The 15,950-nt window shown below is 67.7% G+C and carries 14 protein-coding genes and 2 pseudogenes; 2 read left to right on the top strand and 14 right to left on the bottom strand.

Annotation, left to right across the window (positions count from 1 at the left end; all coding sequences use genetic code 11):
* Nucleotides 1-116 precede the first annotated feature (116 nt).
* The gene (locus ACZ45T_RS25030) at nucleotides 117-392 is read left to right on the top strand and encodes a hypothetical protein (protein WP_468444884.1); all 276 of its coding nucleotides are present in this window, start codon (nucleotides 117-119) and stop codon (nucleotides 390-392) included.
* A 205-nt stretch (nucleotides 393-597) separates the two neighbouring features.
* Here the strand turns inward: ACZ45T_RS25030 and ACZ45T_RS25025 are convergent, their stop codons facing one another.
* The 4 genes and pseudogenes from ACZ45T_RS25025 to ACZ45T_RS25010 form a co-directional block, all read right to left on the bottom strand.
* Nucleotides 598-1,170 (bottom strand): YceI family protein, encoded by a 573-nt coding sequence (locus tag ACZ45T_RS25025; protein ID WP_468444882.1) that lies wholly within the window; start codon nucleotides 1,168-1,170, stop codon nucleotides 598-600.
* A gap of 94 nt (nucleotides 1,171-1,264) precedes the next feature.
* Nucleotides 1,265-1,699 (bottom strand): hypothetical protein, encoded by a 435-nt coding sequence (locus tag ACZ45T_RS25020; RefSeq protein WP_468444880.1) that lies wholly within the window; start codon nucleotides 1,697-1,699, stop codon nucleotides 1,265-1,267.
* Between the two features lie 107 nt (nucleotides 1,700-1,806).
* A complete protein-coding gene (locus ACZ45T_RS25015; protein ID WP_468444878.1) occupies nucleotides 1,807-2,166 on the bottom strand; it encodes a UBP-type zinc finger domain-containing protein in 360 nt (119 codons plus the stop codon).
* A gap of 824 nt (nucleotides 2,167-2,990) precedes the next feature.
* Nucleotides 2,991-3,152: pseudogene (locus ACZ45T_RS25010) on the bottom strand (pirin family protein); the annotation flags it as partial.
* Between the two features lie 642 nt (nucleotides 3,153-3,794).
* On the opposite strand from ACZ45T_RS25010, the pseudogene ACZ45T_RS25005 reads away from it, so the two are divergent.
* Nucleotides 3,795-4,217, top strand: a pseudogene (locus ACZ45T_RS25005) (response regulator); the annotation flags it as partial.
* Between the two features lie 60 nt (nucleotides 4,218-4,277).
* Here the strand turns inward: ACZ45T_RS25005 and ACZ45T_RS25000 are convergent.
* From ACZ45T_RS25000 to ACZ45T_RS24955, 10 genes are all read right to left on the bottom strand, one after another.
* Nucleotides 4,278-5,909, bottom strand: a complete 1,632-nt coding sequence (locus ACZ45T_RS25000) for a glycoside hydrolase family 27 protein (RefSeq protein ID WP_468444876.1) — start codon at nucleotides 5,907-5,909, stop codon at nucleotides 4,278-4,280.
* Nucleotides 5,910-6,020: 111 nt separating this feature from the next.
* Entirely contained in the window at nucleotides 6,021-7,502 is a 1,482-nt protein-coding gene (locus tag ACZ45T_RS24995) for a non-reducing end alpha-L-arabinofuranosidase family hydrolase (RefSeq protein WP_468444874.1), read from the bottom strand.
* Nucleotides 7,502-8,290 carry a cupin domain-containing protein gene (locus tag ACZ45T_RS24990; protein ID WP_468444872.1) on the bottom strand — a complete coding sequence of 263 codons (789 nt, stop codon included), beginning with the start codon at nucleotides 8,288-8,290 and terminating at the stop codon, nucleotides 7,502-7,504. The genes ACZ45T_RS24995 and ACZ45T_RS24990 overlap by 1 nt, the downstream gene beginning before the upstream one ends.
* The gene (locus ACZ45T_RS24985; RefSeq protein WP_468444870.1) at nucleotides 8,242-9,102 is read right to left on the bottom strand and encodes a DUF6807 domain-containing protein; all 861 of its coding nucleotides are present in this window, start codon (nucleotides 9,100-9,102) and stop codon (nucleotides 8,242-8,244) included. The genes ACZ45T_RS24990 and ACZ45T_RS24985 overlap by 49 nt, the downstream gene beginning before the upstream one ends.
* Nucleotides 9,099-10,145, bottom strand: a complete 1,047-nt coding sequence (locus ACZ45T_RS24980; RefSeq protein ID WP_468444868.1) for a Gfo/Idh/MocA family protein — start codon at nucleotides 10,143-10,145, stop codon at nucleotides 9,099-9,101. The genes ACZ45T_RS24985 and ACZ45T_RS24980 overlap by 4 nt, the downstream gene beginning before the upstream one ends.
* Nucleotides 10,142-11,194, bottom strand: coding sequence for a glycoside hydrolase family 10 protein (locus ACZ45T_RS24975; RefSeq protein ID WP_468444866.1), 1,053 nt, complete (start codon nucleotides 11,192-11,194; stop codon nucleotides 10,142-10,144). The genes ACZ45T_RS24980 and ACZ45T_RS24975 overlap by 4 nt, the downstream gene beginning before the upstream one ends.
* 29 nt (nucleotides 11,195-11,223) lie before the next feature.
* Complete coding sequence (locus tag ACZ45T_RS24970) at nucleotides 11,224-12,543, bottom strand: glycoside hydrolase family 30 protein (RefSeq protein ID WP_468444864.1); 1,320 nt, start codon at nucleotides 12,541-12,543, stop codon at nucleotides 11,224-11,226.
* A gap of 90 nt (nucleotides 12,544-12,633) precedes the next feature.
* Nucleotides 12,634-13,464 carry a carbohydrate ABC transporter permease gene (locus ACZ45T_RS24965; RefSeq protein WP_468444862.1) on the bottom strand — a complete coding sequence of 277 codons (831 nt, stop codon included), beginning with the start codon at nucleotides 13,462-13,464 and terminating at the stop codon, nucleotides 12,634-12,636.
* Nucleotides 13,461-14,450 (bottom strand): carbohydrate ABC transporter permease, encoded by a 990-nt coding sequence (locus tag ACZ45T_RS24960; RefSeq protein ID WP_468444860.1) that lies wholly within the window; start codon nucleotides 14,448-14,450, stop codon nucleotides 13,461-13,463. Before ACZ45T_RS24960 ends, ACZ45T_RS24965 begins: the two co-directional genes overlap by 4 nt.
* A complete protein-coding gene (locus tag ACZ45T_RS24955; RefSeq protein WP_468444858.1) occupies nucleotides 14,443-15,735 on the bottom strand; it encodes an extracellular solute-binding protein in 1,293 nt (430 codons plus the stop codon). Before ACZ45T_RS24955 ends, ACZ45T_RS24960 begins: the two co-directional genes overlap by 8 nt.
* Nucleotides 15,736-15,950 lie beyond the last annotated feature (215 nt).

Here is a 15,950-nt window from a genome sequence, read left to right as displayed (position 1 = left end):
GCCGGGGTCGTCGGCGTTGACCGCGTGGAACAGCTCCCGCACCAGCTCGTCCGCGCGTTGCGCCACCGCCTCGCCGACACCGACCCCAGGCCTTCACCGACCCGCCTCCCCAGGCCATGGTCGCCCGACGGCGGGCGAACCGGGAGGTCGGCCTGCCGCCCGCCTCATTCGCCTACCCCACCGCCGCGGCCGACCGCGGCTACGCCGCGCGCCGAATCGTCCAGCCGGAGATCCGCGTGGAGCGGTCGATCCTGTGGTCCGCGCGCACCCAGTCCGCCGCCGTCGCACGTCTCGTGGGGAGCCCCAGGCGATGCGCCGAGGAGCACGGATGGCTGCTGGCCACGCACAACGAGACCAGCGCCGATACCCAGGCCCCAAGACCTTCCACGTAAGTAGACACTGCTCAGCGCTCCTCTCACTGCCGAACTCCTCGGCACCCGGGCTGCCCACCTCGGCAAGCAGCCCGCCAAAGAGAGTTCGTCCGCTTGCACAACAAGCCAAGCCTCTTCACGCGCCGTCGTCCAAGACCTGCTACCGGCTTCAGCGATAGCCGCCCGCTATCAAGCTGTGTTCGGCTCGCAGCCCGAGTGGTCGTGCTCAGGCGGCCGTTTCGATGGGCTCGAGGACGGCCTCGACGTCGACCATGGCATCGACCATGGAGCTGACGACCACTCCGCCGCGGTCGACCACGTCGTTCCAACTCACCTTGAAATCATGTCGATTGATACGTGTCGTGGTGGTGAATCCAGCGCGGCGCCTGGGCCCGAGGTTCCGCCCCTCCTCCCACCAAGGGGTATCCCACTGTCCCAGGTAAGTGACGTCGAAGGTTACGGGGCGCGTCACACCGCGTACCGTGAGATCTCCGGTGACCTCGAACTCGGTTCCGCTCACCTGATGAATAGCCGACCCGACGAACGTCCAGGTCGGGTGGTGTGCGACGTCGAAGAAATCGGCACTGCGGAGGTGGGCGTCGCGCTGGGGCTGACCGGTGTACACCTGGGTCGCGTCGACCGTCGCCTCGACGCGCGCTTTCTCCGGCTCGTCGGGATCGACTTCCAGCAAGCCGTGCACGTTCTTGAGCTGCCCCCGCACGTAAGTGACCATCATGTGCCTGGCGCGGAACTCCGCCGCGGTATGACCGGGCTCGAAGAACCATTTGGTCATGGCCATGTGCGCCCCTGACTTACCCCTCCAACCAGGACGGATCCAATGGCGGTCACGGAGCGCGTACGGCAGCCGTGGGGACCGACGTGCTCGTGGTGCGTCACCGGTGTTCGTTCACGCCCTCGGCGATGAGGGAGACGCCGATACCCAGCAGCCATACGTCCTTGGCCAGCACGGTTCCCTGCTCGGTCGGGCGCAGGCTGCCTTCCTGCCGCATCCCCGGTGTACGCAGGTAGAGCCCGAGGGTGCCGACGGAGAATGCGGTGAGCGCAGCCCCGGCGACAGCGGCAGGGACGACCGGCAGGAGCAGTGTCGTGGCAATGGCGAGCTCCCCGGCGGAGAGCAGCCGTACGAACTTCTGGGCGTCGAGCTTGCCCAGGAACGGGTAGGTCGTGGCGGCGAACTGCTGCATCCCCTCGGCGGTGGCCTCGTCCGCACCGAGTTTCGAGAGCCCGGAGTTCAGGAAGAACGCGCCGACCGTGAGCCTGAGCGGAAGTTGCCGTACTGCGGAACATCGTGCCCAACCGGATGCCATGCCGAGCCTCCCAACATTGGCCCCAGATACCACCCTGCCATCCGTTCCAGGCATGTCAAACGGGGGCCGATTCTCCCCCACTCGCTGGCCCCGAGCCCCGGACCAGGTCAGTGCAGGTGAAGCTCCCAGTCCGCCGGGACTTTGCCCCGCGGCCCCGGGGTCGGCTGCGAGGTCGGGTGTGAGGTCGGCGGCGCCAGTGGCGGACCCTCGTAGTACTGCTCGGTCTCGATGCTCCAGAACCAGGACTCGCCGGGCTCGAAGCTCGTCAGGAAGGGGTGCCCGGCCGCCTGGGCATGCTTCGAGGCGTGCTGCGAAGGCGAGGAATCACAGCACCCGATGTGCCCGCACCCCGCGCAGCGCCGCAGGTGGAACCACCACCCCGGTCCATCGCCTGCAAGGCACTCCACACACCCGTCCCCACTAGGCCGCGCATTGGGATCAATACCGGGGATCTGCTCGTGGGCCATGCGCTGTGCCTCCCTCGTGAGGCTTCGCTCGGATGTCGTTTCGGACGGCGTTTCGGGGCACTTGGAATGAAAGTCGAGACGGTTGACCCCTTCCTCCACCGTAATCGGCGCGGATCAGGCTCGCAGGCCATATCAGCAGCTCAGTGCGGCGGACCCGCGCTCCTCGTACACGACCCGGCCATGGGACAGGTCTGGACTCTGGCCGAGGCGTGCCAGGCCTGCGCCTCGTAGGTCCCCCACACCTCACATCCTCGCGCGAGCGCAGAGTCCGGCCCGCGCAGGTGCGTCAACGGCCACCGCGGCCGCGCCGCCGGCCGCCCGGTCAGCGGTCTCGGGCGGGTTTTCCTCCCCACAGGCCGCTCCCGAGGAGCCGGTGGGACGGCGCCGTCCCCGTGCCGCGTCTGCTCGCGGATCTGGCATGCCTGCCGGATGGCGGCTGCCTCAACACCGCACTTTGTTGACTGTCCACAACACCGCACACCAGCTTCCACGACAGACCGACAGCGGGCTGCGGCCTCGAAGGAGAGCCCACCCAGAGCTGCCCGCGGCAGCCGAAGAGTCCCGGGACCAGACCTCTCGGCATGAGGTTCCTCTACCGAGAGGCGCGCCCATGCTTCCTCTTCAGGAATCTAACTACTCGTCAATAGAGTCTGCAAAGGGTCAGCATTCGTCCGACTAGACCTGACCACAGCCTGCTTCACATGAGACTCGACCTCAAGATCGGGAAGTGCTTCCAGAGGCTTCGTCGACGCCCGACGGACCTCCGGAAGCGGAGCGGCGGCGCGGCCACTACACCGGGCCCACCTTCAGGAGATACGCGCAGTTCAGCGTGCTCTTCCCCTAGGCTTAAGGCGAGTTGGGGGGAGTTCCGGAGCCGGAATCGGAGCGCCGTCGTAGCCCTTCACCTCGCCGAATCTCGTCCCGTTCATCCACTCCTCGCGGGCCTGTGCGATATCCTCCTGGGACCGTCCGATCCAGTTCCAGAACCATTGGATCGTTCGGCGTTTCTGCAGGTCAGAGCGCCACGAACCCCTGGAAGTCAGCAAGAGTCAGCATCAGAGCCCTCACCACCGGTTCTGAGCCCGCGCGAGATCCCGCCCGGACCATGCGTCGCAGTGAGTCTTGGTTGGAGACGATGCGGCCCAGCTCGACGAGGTCTGCGGGGCCTGCCCGGACATCGCTCGTGCCCGCGAGATCGCACAGCGGTTCACCGCCCTGGTCCGCGACCGCACCGGTCATCTGCTGCCCGACTGGATCAGCGATGGGCACAGTGCCGCACCGCAACCGATCCGCGGGGTTCGCCCGGTTCATGAAGTGCGACCTGGACGCCGTGACCGCCGGCCTGATCCTGCAGTACAGCTCCGGCGCCGTAGAAGGCCACGTCAAGCGCATTCAGATGATCGAGCGCAGGAGTACGGCCGCCCCTCATTCCAGGTCCGGCCGCTCCCGGATGCCCTGCCGGTCGGCGCGCTACCGGAGACGTACCGCCGCCTCCGCCGACTGGCGGGAACGGACCCCCCGACCGGCTGGAACCGGGCTCGCGACGTCGCCGGGGATGCCGAGGGAGCCTAGGGTCGGGTGCGACGGGGATCGATTGACGACGGGGTGCGACGCACGTGATTCGGGTAGTGGTGGTGGATGACGAGGCGCTGGTCCGATCCGGTTTCGGCCTCATCCTGGGCGCGGCAGAGGACATCGAGGTCGTCGCCACGGCGTCGGGCGGGGAGGCCCTCGCCGCGGTGCGGGAACACGGTCCGGATGTCGTCCTCCTCGATATCCGGATGCCGGACGTGGACGGCCTCACGGTTCTGGCTCAGCTGCGCGCCTTGCCCGCTCCCCCTGTTGTGGCGATGCTCACCACCTTCGACGCCGACGAGTACGTCCTCACCGCCCTCCACTCGGGCGCGGCAGGTTTCCTCCTCAAAGACACAGAACCGGATCACCTTCCCCAGTTGGTCAGGACCTTGGCCGACGGTGGAGTGGTGATGTCCTCCAAGGCCTCCCGGAGCCTGCTGCTCCGAGGTCCAGTCCACCTCGCCCCGGGCCCCGAGTTCGTCCAGCGTTCCTACTCGAAACCAAGCCGCTCGGGTGTCATGAGGGGAGCGCCACGGTCAGACTCGGCTCCACCGTTGGTTGGCGGCCGTGTTGCACGTCCAGATCTGGATGTAGACGCCGTTTGCCGTGGAGTTGCTGGGTACGTCCAGGCACTTGTTCGCGCCGAGGGCTGTGATGCTTCCGTCGGTGTTGAAACGCCACTTCTGATTGGTCTGGCCGTTGCAGTCCCAAATGAGCACGCTGGTGCCGTCGGCGGTGCCGTTGTTGTTCACGTCGAGGCATTTGTTTCCGTAGACCCGCAGTTCACCGGCTGCCGTGGAGGTCCACTGCTGGTTGCTCTGACCGTGGCAGTCCCAGATGTCCACCCGGGTTCCGTTCGTTGGGGAGGCTCCGGCGACATCGAGGCATCTTCCCGACCCCACGCCCTGGATCGTGGACACGGGGTTGGGCGTTCCGCCACTGACCCGGAACACCACGGTGCCGTGGGCCGGCACGCTCGCCGAGATGGCTCCGGTGGTCGAGGTGACGGCGTTCGTCCAGCTCTCCCGCAGGCTGAAGGAGTCTCCGGACATGCCGATCGCCGAGGCGGTGGTGCTGATCGTCGTCGCGCTGCCGCCCTGGTTGAACAGCGCGACCGCGACGTCGCCGTTGCTCAGCCGTTTGGCCAGGATGCGGCGGGTGCCGTCGTTGCTGACCTGGGTGGCCTGGAGGCCGAGCGGGTCCTGGTTGAGGGCGATCAGGTTCTGGTTCTTCATGATCGTGGCGGTCGCGGCGTCCATGTTCCGCATGTCGTTGCCCGCGATCAGTGGAGCGGCCATCATCGCCCAGAGGGCGAAGTGGCTGCGCATCTCGGTGTCGGTCATGCCGCCCCGGCCGACCACCATCATGTCGGGGTCGTTGAACTGCCCCGGCTTGGCGTAGCCCGACAGCGGCGCGTTGACGTTGACGATGTTCTGGACGCCCATCGGATAGCCGTTGGCCTGACCTGAGTTCCAGACGTTGGTGATGTCCTCGGTCGTGCGCCAGATGTTGGCGACGTCGCCCCAGTTGCGCTGCGGGCCGGTCTTCTCGTGGATGCTGTTGGAGTTGATGCTGTAGAGGATCGGCCGGCCGGTGGCCGCCAGGGCGTCGCGCATCTTCGCGAAGGTGCGGACCTGGTCGTCGATGGTGCCGGTGGGGGAACACCAGTCGTACTTGAGATAGTCGACGCCCCAGGCGGCGAACTGCCGGGCGTCCTGGACCTCGTGGTTGAGACTGCCGGTGGCGCCCGGATAGGACCCGAAGTACTGGGCGCAGGTCCGGTCCAGGGGTGCTTGGTAGAGGCCGAACTTCAGGCCCCGGGTGTGCAGGTAGTCGCCGAGCGCCTTCATGCCGCTGGGGAATCTCGACGGATTGGCCTGCAAGTTGCCGGCGGAGTCGCGAGTGGGGTCGAACCAGCAGTCGTCGACGACGACGTACTGATATCCGAGGTCACGCATGCCTGAGCTGACCATCGAGTCGGCAGTCTGGCGGATGAGCGTCTCGTTGATGTTGCAGCCGAAGGTGTTCCAGGTGTTCCACCCCATCGGCGGGGTGCGGCCCACGCCGTTGTCGAGCGCTTGAGCCTGGGGGGCGGAGGTGAGCGTGGAGGCCACGGCCAGGGCCAGGGCCGCCATGGTCAGCAGCGTGCAGTTGCGTTTCCTGCGCATGAAGATCGCTCCTTGGTGAATCGAAGAACGGGTTCACGGGGTGGGCCGGCCACCCCGTGAACCCGGTGCTCAGGGCCGGCTCCTCATCGGAGCCGGAGCGGTGTCACGTTGTCAGCGCTGCCGTGTCAGTAGAGCCGGCCGGTAGGGCCATTGGCCGTAGTCACCACCGGAGTTGGGGTCGCGTCCCTGGTAGAGGAACTGCAGGTTGCAGGGATCGACGGTGAAGGTCTGATCGGCGCTGGTGCGGATCAGTTCGCCATGGCTGATGTCGTTGGTCCAGGTGGCGCCACTGTTGGCCTTGCCGGCGAAGGGGTTGCTCTCGGTCGCGGCCTGGGGTGTCCATGAGCCGTCCAGGCTGGTGGCCGTGAACGAGCGGAAGTAGCGCCCCTGCGAGCCGATCGCCTCGACGATCATGAGGTAGCGGTCCTGGCCCTGAAGCTTGTAGACCTGCGGGGCTTCGAACAGGTTGTTCGTCGTATCGCTCATGACCGTCGTGTACGCCGATCCGAAACTGCCCGGGAAGTTCCCGATCGGCATGCTGGCACGGTAGATCTTGCCGTTGTCACCGGCGAAGAACAGGTACATGTTCGTGCCGTCACCGATGAGCGTCTGGTCGATGGGTCCTGTTCCGGAGCCGGTGATGCTTCCGGAGAAGAGCACCTGCTGTGACGACCAGCCGTTGGGGTTGGAGGGGTCGCTGGACGTCCGGTAGGAGAAGGCGCTCCCACCTCCCCACTGGTAGGCGAGCACCCAGATGTTCTTCGGCGCGAAGTAGAAGAGCGTGGGCGCGACAACGGAGTTCGACATCGTGTTCTGGCTGGCCGAGGCCATCTCCGGCCAGTTGGTGAACAGGCCGAAGTTCATCGAACCCCAGCCCGTTCCCGGTCCCGCGCCGTGCGTCGTCGCATACACGAGCTGCTTGCCGTTGTAGGGGGCGACGGTGAAGTCCTTGAGTGAGGCCCACCCGGCCTTGGGCTGCGCCAGCGCGCCCGTCGAGGTCCAGCGGTATGTCGACGGAAGACCGCACGGGCCGGGGTTGCCGGCACCGACCTTGACGAGCTGCCACTGCTGGTTGGTGCCGCCCCAGTCGTCGTACTGGACGATGTTCGCGTTGTCGGCGGTGGAGGCGCCCTGGACTTCGAGGGCCTTGTTGCTGTGGCGCGCGATGAACCTCACGTAGCCGTCCGAGCTGTCGGCCAGCCGCCACTGCTGGTTGGTACCGTTCACGTCGCTCCACTGGACGATCGAGGCGCCGTTGGCGGTGGACCGGCCGGAGACGTCCAGCACCTTGCCGGAGTGGCGGGACGTGATGCGGTAGTAACCGTCTCCGGAGTCGACGAACTGCCACAGCTGCTGGTTCTGGTCGTTCCTGGTCCACTGGGTGATGCGCGCGCCGTCGTTGGTCGCCAGGTTGTAGACGTCCAGGGCCTTACCGCTGCTGCGGTTGACCAGCGCGTACGAGGCGTTGGGGTCGACGGTCGCCGCGGCGGCGGCGACGGCGGGCTGGGTACCGAGGAGAGCAGCCCCGAGCAGCAAGGACGAAAGGACCGCGAGTACGAGTCTCAGGACCCGTGGCGGATGGCGAAACCACATCAGAAGAGCTCCTTTGGGGGGCGGGGGTGAGGTGACCCCGACGAACCGCCGAGCGGCCGCGTCAGGGGGTCTGGGACGGGATAGGTGTGAAGGCGGCCGCACATGCCGAAGCGTTGGTGCTCCGGGCACTCCAGGCGTGACACTTCGCCGTGGTCCAGATGAGAGAGGTCTCCGGCTTTCAGCCGTTCCAGCTGACGGCCTGTCGTGACGGCTGCGGCCAGGGGGCCGTCCCGCCAGCGGATCCACCAGGCGTCCAGGAGCGCGCTCTTCAGGCGGTGGGCCGCGATGTGGAACTCCTGCAGCCCGCCTTCGCGCAAGGCCAGGAAACCCTCGAGTGCCAGGTCACGGCGGCGGCGCGCTGCCGCGGAATGGTCGCCGGTCAGGGCGGCCGCCTTCCGGTAGGCGTGGGGATCGGCCAGCACCCGAGCAGGGAAGGTGAAGACGGCGTCGCCCGCCTCGGGGAGTCCGCTGTTCTGCATGAGCACCACGAGGCGCAGGCCGCCGTCGTTGACGAGGCGGTGGATCGTGCCGGGGGTGAACCAGACGACGTCGCCGGGGAGCAGCGGGGTGTCGGCGAAGCCGGAGGTGGTGAGGGTCTGGACACTGCCCGCGCCGCCGGTGACGACATAGGCCTCGGAGCAGACGAAGTGCATGTGGGGCGTGCCGCCGCACAGCCCGTCGGCCGCCTCCCAGTCGTACACGGTCAACCCGGAGATCCCCACGCCGCCGGGGAGCAGGGTCACCACGGGTGTTCCGCGATGTGGCGGGACAGTCGCCCGGGGGTCCATGCTCCGTCGGCCACGACGATCCGGTAGCGCCGCGCCAGGGTGTCACCCGGGGCCAGCGGCAGTTCTTTGCCGAACGCCAGGGACGGGTTGACGGCGGGGATGGGCTCACTGCGGACGAACCAGCGGCAGGGGGCGTCGGGATCGTCCAGGAACAGGAGCGTGGAGGAGCGGTCGACCTCGTCGTGCGTCCCGGTGAAGGCCAGCCAGTCGCCCTGCTCGCCCATCGCGGGACCGATCACTTCGCCGCCGGTGAAGTCGCGCGGGCCGCGCCAGAACAGGCCGGAGTATCCGGCGAGCTTTCTGCCCTGCGTGCCGGGGCTGCCGAACATCAGCTCGGCGTCGCGGACGTTGGTCAGCGAGGTGGTGACGTCCAGGGTCCAGGAATCGGCCCCGACGTCGTGTGCGGTCAGCGTGCGGCGCTCGTCGATCCAGTGCTCCCCCGCCATCGTCTGCCAGGCCAGGGCTTCGGTGATCACGGCGCGACCTTGACCCGTTTCGGCGGACACGGTGAGGCTGCGCATCGTGCCGATGTTCGGCAGGTCCACGTAGCCCTTGCCGCGCAGGTAGGTGCCGCCGCCCCAGAAGTTCTGCCCCGACACCCACGACGCCGTGATCTGGATGCCCTTGTGCCAGCGGTGGTCGTGCGGCCGGTACCCGGTGACCACGTCGCCCGCGAGCGTGCGTACGGGATGCAGGTAGGGCTTCGGCGCCTCGAAGGGGTCCATGACCGGCCGGTGCACGTACCGGAAGAGGTCGACGTCGCGAGCCCGGACGGTCAGCGAGTCCTCGTTCTCGAGGAGTTCGAACGTCATCGGAACACCCCCGGGCGCCCTCCGTTGAGCGAGCCGTAGAACGGGTCGGCCGCGTCGATCTCTCCGCGCCGGACCGGCAGGCCGGTGATCGCGGCCTTGTACAAGGCGGTGACCAGCTCGATGGTGGGCCTGCCGAGGTCGGGCCGGATACCCGCCTCGTAGCCGTCGAGGAAGGCCGCGAGCTGGGCGGTGTGCGAGCTGGGCAGGTCGTCCGGCGGCTCCCACTTCGCGCCGGACGACCTGGTGGTGAACGTCCAGTCCGCGTTGGAGTAGCCGTAGAGATGCCGCAGCTCGACCGTGGTGTCGGTGAGATCGAACCGCAGGTAGCTCTCCTCGCGCGGGGAAAGGACGCTGTTGACGACCGTCGCGATGGCTCCGTTGTCGAACCGGACCAGGGCCGCGGACACGTCCTCGGTCTGGACGTCGCGCTCGAGGCGGCCGGCCATCGCGCGTACCTCGGCCCATTCGCCGAGCACCGCGAGCATCAGGTCCATCTGGTGGATGCCGTGGCCCAGGGTCGGACCACCGCCCTCGCCCTCCCAGGTGCCGCGCCAGGGCACGTCGTAGTAGGCGTCGTCGCGGTACCACGCCGTGACGCACTGCGCGACGAGCGGACGGCCCAGCGCCCCGGCCGCGATCCGGTCGCGCAGGTACCGGGCCCCCGAGCCGTACCTGTGCTGGAACACCGCGCCCGCGACGGCGGGCCCCTCGGCGCCGCGGATCCGGTCGAGCTCGGCCAGCGACAGGGCCACCGGCTTCTCGCACCAGACCCACGCGCCCGACTCCAGGCAGGCCACGGCCTGGTCGGCGTGCAGGAACGGAGGCGTGCACAGGGCCACGAGGTCCGGCTTCTGCTCCCGGAGCATCGTGTGGAGATCGGTGTAGACCGCGGGGATGCCGTGTTCGGCCGCGAAGGCCTCGGCGCGCGCGGCGTCCACGTCGACGGCGGCCACGATCACGGCCCGGTGCTCCTGTGCCCGCAGGGCGGGAACGTGGCAGATGCCCGCGATCCCGCCCGTTCCGACGATCGCCGTTCTGATCATCCGCCCAGCACCTTCCTGATCGAGTGATAGGCGGGCTTGGGCAGCAGGTTCTCGTCGTAGGGCAGCGCCGCGCCCTCGCCGGGGAAGACGGAGGGGATCCACGAGTACTTGTCCGTGTAGTCCCAGATGGTGATGCCGACGCATTTCCTGACCGCCAGGCAGGCCTTGACGTAGTCGGCGTACCAGGTGGCCTGGGTGGCGAGCATCGAAGGGGTCGCGGGGAGGGCCATCCGGATGTCGAGCTCGGTGATCGCCACCTCGACCCCGAGGTCGGCGAAGCGCTGCATGTTCTGCCGGACGTCGGCGGGGAAGCCGTACTGGAGCGCCAGATGGCCCTGGATGCCGAAGCCCTCCACCGGGACGCCGTCGGCCTTCAACTGCTTGATCAGGGTGTAGTAGGCATCGCTCTTGGGGCCGATCCCATCGACGTTGTAGTCGTTGAGGTACAGCTTGGCGTGCCGGTCGGCCTCGTGGGCCCAGCGCAGGGCGTCGGCGATGTAGCCGGGGCCGAGCGTCTTGTAGAAGAGCGATTCGCGGTAGGTGCCGTCCTCGTTGAAGGCCTCGTTGACGACGTCCCAGTGGATCACCTGGCCCTTGAAGTGCCGGACTTCCGTCTGGATGTGGTTCTTGAGGACGGCGCGCAGTTCGTCGGCGGCCCAGGTGCGATCGGTGAGCCAGGCGGGGAGCTGGTTGTGCCAGATGAGGGTGTGCCCGCGGACCTTCTGGCGGTGGGCCTTGGCGAACGCGACGACCTCGTCGGCGTCGGTGAAGTCGAAGACGCCGCGCTCGGGCTCGGTGGCGTACCACTTCATGGCGTTGCCGGGGGTGGTCTGCCCGAATTCGCTGCCGAGGAGCTTCAGATAGGCGGTGTCGGTGAACTCGGGGTTGTCGGTGGCGGAGCCGAAGTACTTGTGGTGCTTCTTGGCCAGTTCGCCGAGCGTCCTGGGACGGGGCTCGGCGGCTGCGGGCGCGGCGGCGAGACCGGCCGCCAGGCAGACGGCGGCGGACAGAGCGGTGAGAATCCGGGACGTGGACCTGGGAATGGGCATGACGGACTACTCCTCCGGCTACGAGCGGTTCAGTCGAGGACGATCGTGGTCAGCGCGCGTGGGGCGAGCGTCGCCTTGAGGGTCGTGCCGTGCGTGGAGACGATGTCGGCCGGGGTAATCGAGCGGGTCTCGTCGGTGACGTAGCCGTCGGGGCGGCGGTCGTGCCCGCCGCGGAGGGAGAACTCGGCGGAGCTTTCGGTGGTCGCGGTGTTGAGGATCTCGATCACGCGGCTGCCGTCGGTGTTGCGGAAGGCCGTGATCTGCAGTGCCGGGCCGGCGTTCGTGACCGGCACGCGGACGGCGCCGGGGCGGATGAACCGGCTGAAGGCGGCCAGCGCCCAGTACCGCTTGGACACCCGGTAGTCGTCACCGGGGTTGGCGAGCTGGATGAGCCCTCGGGTCGCGCCGAGGGACGCGCCGGTCCAGTAGACGTAGGCATTGGCGTTGCCGACGGTCAGGGTGTTCTGGATGTCGGCCGCGACGGTGAGACCGTCGTAGCCGCTGCCGTCGTCCCAGTTCTCGTTCCAGGTGGCGCCGTCCGGCGACCATTCCGACATCCACACGCGCTTGTCGGTCGGCTGTGCCACCTCGGTCCGACCGCTGTAGCGGTGGCCGGTGATGGTCCGCACGGCCTTGCCGGCCGCGGGGTCCGCCTCGATGGCTTCGGTGTAGGCGACCTGTCGGTCCCAGCCCGCGGCGTCGCAGCAGACCACCCCGGTCTTCAGTCCGGAGGCGCGGACGGTCGGCCCGAGCACCTTGAGGAAGTCGACGGCCTGCTGCGGGGTGAACCGCATCGAGGCGTAGGTCGCCGTCCAGTCGGGTTCGTTGGTGAACCCCAAGTCGGTGATCCCGATGCCTTCCTGCCGGTAGAACTTCGCGTACTGGACGAGGTAGTTCGCGTAGGCCTGACGCCATTCGAGCCGCAGCTCGCCGCCGTCGTTCTCGCTTCCGTTGGTCTTCATGAAGGCCGGGGCACTCCAGGCGTCGGCGAAGAACCGCGTGACGCCGTAGTGCTTGGCCTCCTTGGCGAGCCAGACCTGGCCGCCGTCCCAGCCGTCCCATGCGTACTTCGGCGTGGCCTCAGGCCCGCCGGGATCGGCCGGCAGGATCGTGGGCATGTGGTCGTAGACCCTGTCGGTCGACGACCCGATGCCCAGGCGCAGGATCGAAAGGCCCGCGCCCTTGTCCCTGCTGAGCAGCAGGTCGAGCACCTCGCGCTGCTTGGCCGGGCTGAGGCCGCGTGCGCCGTGGAGCAGGTCGGCCCGCTGGAAGGCCATCGAGAAGCCGAATCCGTCTATGGGCTGGAGCTCGGCGCGGAAGTCGATGCCGGTGCGCGCGGGGGCGGCCACGGCCTGTGTTGTTAGCGCTAACAATATTGCTGTCAATGCGTTCAGGCGTTTCACGACGTCTCCTCGGGGGTGGAGGTCATGCGGGACGGCTCAGCCCTTGGTGGCGCCCGCTGTGAGTCCGCCGATCAACTGCCGTTCGGCGACGGCGTAGAAGGCGAGGGCGGGGACCATCGCGAGCACGATGTAGGCGAGGACGAGCGCATAGTCGGTCGAGTACTGACCCTGGAACTGCTGGACGCCGACCGGGATCGTCTGCCATCGAGGGTCGTTGAACACCAGCAGCGGCAGGAAGAAGTTGTTCCAGCTCGCGACGATCGCGAGCACCGAGACCGTGCCGAGCGCCGGACGTGCCATCGGCAGCAGGATCTTCCAGAAGAAACGGAACTTGCCGCAGCCGTCCATGACGGCCGCCTCCTCGACCTCTGCCGGGATGGTCCGGAAGAACCCGCGCAGAATGATGATCGTCATGGGGAGCCCGAAGGCCGCCTGCGGGAGGATCACTCCGAGCGGGTTGTCGAGCAGGTCGAAGTTGCGCAGCAGCAGGAACAGCGGCAGGACGGCCACCGCGAACGGGAACATCAGCCCGATCGTGAACAGCGTGTAGAACAGCTCCCTGCCCCGGAAGGCGTAGCGGGCCAGTACGAACGCCGCCATCGCGGACGCCGCCACCGTGCAGCACGTCGTGCCGATCGCGATGCCCGCGCTGTTGGCGATCTGCCGCCAGAACATACCGTCGCCGAGAATGCCGGCGTAGTTGCCGGTCTTCCAGTGCTCCGGCAGCCCGAACGGGTTGGTCGTCAGCTCGCCGGTGCTCTTGAACCCGGAGATCACCGCGTAGACCAGCGGCACGACGACGAACGCGCCGATCAGCCAGACCACGGCGTGCAGCGACAGGCCGCGTGCCGTTCTGCGTGCGTTCATCGGCCACCTCCCGAGGTGACGGCCCCGCTCAGGTCACGGCGCAGTACGTAGCGCTGGTAGAAGAGGGAGAAGACCAGACTGATCATGAACAGCACCACGCTGATCGCACTGGCGTAGCCGACCTGGTAGCGCTTGAACCCGAACTGGAACATCGAGATCGCCATCGTCTCGGAGGAGTGGTTGGGCCCGCCCGCGGTCATGACCCAGACGAGGTCGAAGAGCTGGATGGCACCGATGACCGAAAGGAAGACGCTGATCCGGATCGTCGGGCCGAGCAACGGCAGCGTCACGTGCCGGAAGCGCTGCCAGGCGCCGGCGCCGTCGATGGAGGCGGCCTCGAGGATCTCGCCCGGGATGCTTTGCAGCCCGGCGAGGAAGAGCATCATGTGGAACCCGAAGTACTTCCAGGTCATGACCACGAACAGGGTCGGCATGACCGTCGAGGGGTCCGCGAGCCATTTGCCCTGCAGCCCCTCCAGGCCGAGGGCGCCCGTGAGATGGTCGGCCATGCCGCCACCGGGAAGGAAGATCATCGTGAAGAGGACCGCCGTGACCACTTCGGACAGGATGTACGGCGCGAAGAACAGCATCCGGTAGACGGCCCGGCCGCGCAGCCTCTGGTTGAGCAGGACAGCGGTGAACAGCGCGAACGGCAACTGGACCGTGACCGACAGCGCGATCAGGTACAGCCCGCGCTCCAGATCGCCGAGGAAGACCTGGTCCCGGAAGAGGTTGGCGTAGTTCCCGAAGCCGACGAAGTCCTCCAGGGGGCCGACCCCGCCCCACTTGAAGAAGCCGGTGTAGACGGCGACCGCAATGGGGGCGAGGACGAAGACGAGGAAGAGGACCAGAGCCGGGACGAGGAACCAGGCGACCGACGCCCAGCCTGCCAAACCGCGCAGGAGCGACCGTGCCGGGGCGGGCGGGCCCACCGGACCGGCGCCATGCGTCCGCTCCTTGGTCAGGGTGGACACGGAGCTAGACACCCTTCGCAGCCTCGGTTATCGACTTGGTGACCTGCTCGGGCGTCTTCTTGCCCGCGATGAGGTCGGCGACGCTGTCGTTGACCTCCTGGCCGACCGCCGGCGGGTAGGCCTGGTCGAGGAAGAGCTGGAAGCCCGTCGCCTTGACCAGGCTGTCGGCCACCACCTTCCTGTTGGGGTCGGTGAGCCGGCTCTCCGCGCCCTTGACCACCGGCAGGTAGCCGTTGGAGGCCAGTAGCTTGGACTCGTTCTCCAGAACGAAGAACTTCAGGAAGTCCAGCGCCTCCTTCGGCGCGCCCTTGCGCAGCGCGAAGCCACCGCCACCGCCGAACACGTCGGTGGCTTGACCGACCCCGCCGTCGACCGTCGGGAAGGGGAAGAAGCCCAGGTCCGCTCCGAGATCGGCGCCCGCGTCCTTCTGCACCGATGGCCCCCACTGCCCCATCAGCTCCATGGCGGCCTTGCCGTTGCCCATGGTCGCGGCCTGGCCTCCGGGTGTGGCGTAGCCGGCGCCGAGGAAGGCCGTCTGGAACGGCTGGAGGTCGACCAGCTCCTTGAGGTGGGTGCCTGCCTGGACGAAGCCCGCGCCGGTGAAGTCCTTGGTGGTCGCGGCCCGCTCCAGCGCGGGGAGGCCTGCGACGCGCATCGCGAGGTAGGCCCAGTAGTAGTGGCCGGGCCATTTCTCCTTGCCCGCGAGGGCGATCGGAGTGACGCCCGCCGCCTTGAGCTTCTTGACGTCTTCCAGGAGCTCGGCCCAGGTGGCCGGCGGAGCGGTGATCCCGGCATGGGCGAAGAGCTTCTTGTTGTACCAGAAGCCGACCATGCCGACGTCGTAGGGCACCCCGTAGGTCCGGCCCTCGAACTGATAGGCCCGCAGCGAGACGGGCGTGAGCTCGGAAGACCAGCCGAGCACGTCGGTGAGGTCCTCGACCAGCCCCGCGTCGACCTGCTGCTGCAGCACGCCGCCGCCCCAGGTCTGGAAGACGTCGGGGAGCTTGCCCGAAGAGGTGGTGGCGGTCAGCTTGGACTTGAACGCCTCGTTCTCCAACGAGGTCGTGTTGATCGTGATGTTGGGGTGGGCGGCCGTGAACGCCGAGGAGATCTGCGGGAAGAGGGACTTTCCCGGTTCCGTCGTGGCGATGTTCCACCACGCGAAGGTCACCTTGCCGCCGGCCGTCGGCCTCGAGCCGGAGTCCCCGCCGCCACAGGCCGCGGTCAGCGAGACGGACAGAGCGGTCAGGCCCGAGAGCGCGAGAAAGCTTCGTCGGCTCGGGGGTGTACTGGCCATGGGACCTCCGGGGTGGGGAATGCGGTTCGATTTCGAAACTGTTTCGCAACATCCTCGATTCGGTGCTGCCACAAACTAGGAACGCGCGGCCCCCCGGTCAAGCCTTCTTACTGAATTCCCCTATGCCTCATCGCACTTGGAGCTTGACAACCTGGTCGCGCCGACCGGAAACTCTTCGAAAGTTTGCGATACCTGTCGTCAGCCCAAGACGTTCG

The organism is Streptomyces sp. NPDC030995 (assembly GCF_055571215.1).
Note: the sequence above shows the minus strand (reverse complement) of the source record. Positions and strands in the feature narration are given on the sequence as shown.

Coding starts and splice junctions, on each gene's coding strand:
- ACZ45T_RS25030 (WP_468444884.1), top strand. CDS start 117: ATGGTCGCCCGACGGCGGGCGAACCGGGAGGTCGGCCTGCCGCCCGCC.
- ACZ45T_RS25025 (WP_468444882.1), bottom strand. CDS start 1,170: ATGGCCATGACCAAATGGTTCTTCGAGCCCGGTCATACCGCGGCGGAG.
- ACZ45T_RS25020 (WP_468444880.1), bottom strand. CDS start 1,699: ATGGCATCCGGTTGGGCACGATGTTCCGCAGTACGGCAACTTCCGCTC.
- ACZ45T_RS25015 (WP_468444878.1), bottom strand. CDS start 2,166: ATGGCCCACGAGCAGATCCCCGGTATTGATCCCAATGCGCGGCCTAGT.
- ACZ45T_RS25000 (WP_468444876.1), bottom strand. CDS start 5,909: ATGCGCAGGAAACGCAACTGCACGCTGCTGACCATGGCGGCCCTGGCC.
- ACZ45T_RS24995 (WP_468444874.1), bottom strand. CDS start 7,502: ATGTGGTTTCGCCATCCGCCACGGGTCCTGAGACTCGTACTCGCGGTC.
- ACZ45T_RS24990 (WP_468444872.1), bottom strand. CDS start 8,290: ATGGACCCCCGGGCGACTGTCCCGCCACATCGCGGAACACCCGTGGTG.
- ACZ45T_RS24985 (WP_468444870.1), bottom strand. CDS start 9,102: ATGACGTTCGAACTCCTCGAGAACGAGGACTCGCTGACCGTCCGGGCT.
- ACZ45T_RS24980 (WP_468444868.1), bottom strand. CDS start 10,145: ATGATCAGAACGGCGATCGTCGGAACGGGCGGGATCGCGGGCATCTGC.
- ACZ45T_RS24975 (WP_468444866.1), bottom strand. CDS start 11,194: ATGCCCATTCCCAGGTCCACGTCCCGGATTCTCACCGCTCTGTCCGCC.
- ACZ45T_RS24965 (WP_468444862.1), bottom strand. CDS start 13,464: ATGAACGCACGCAGAACGGCACGCGGCCTGTCGCTGCACGCCGTGGTC.
- ACZ45T_RS24955 (WP_468444858.1), bottom strand. CDS start 15,735: ATGGCCAGTACACCCCCGAGCCGACGAAGCTTTCTCGCGCTCTCGGGC.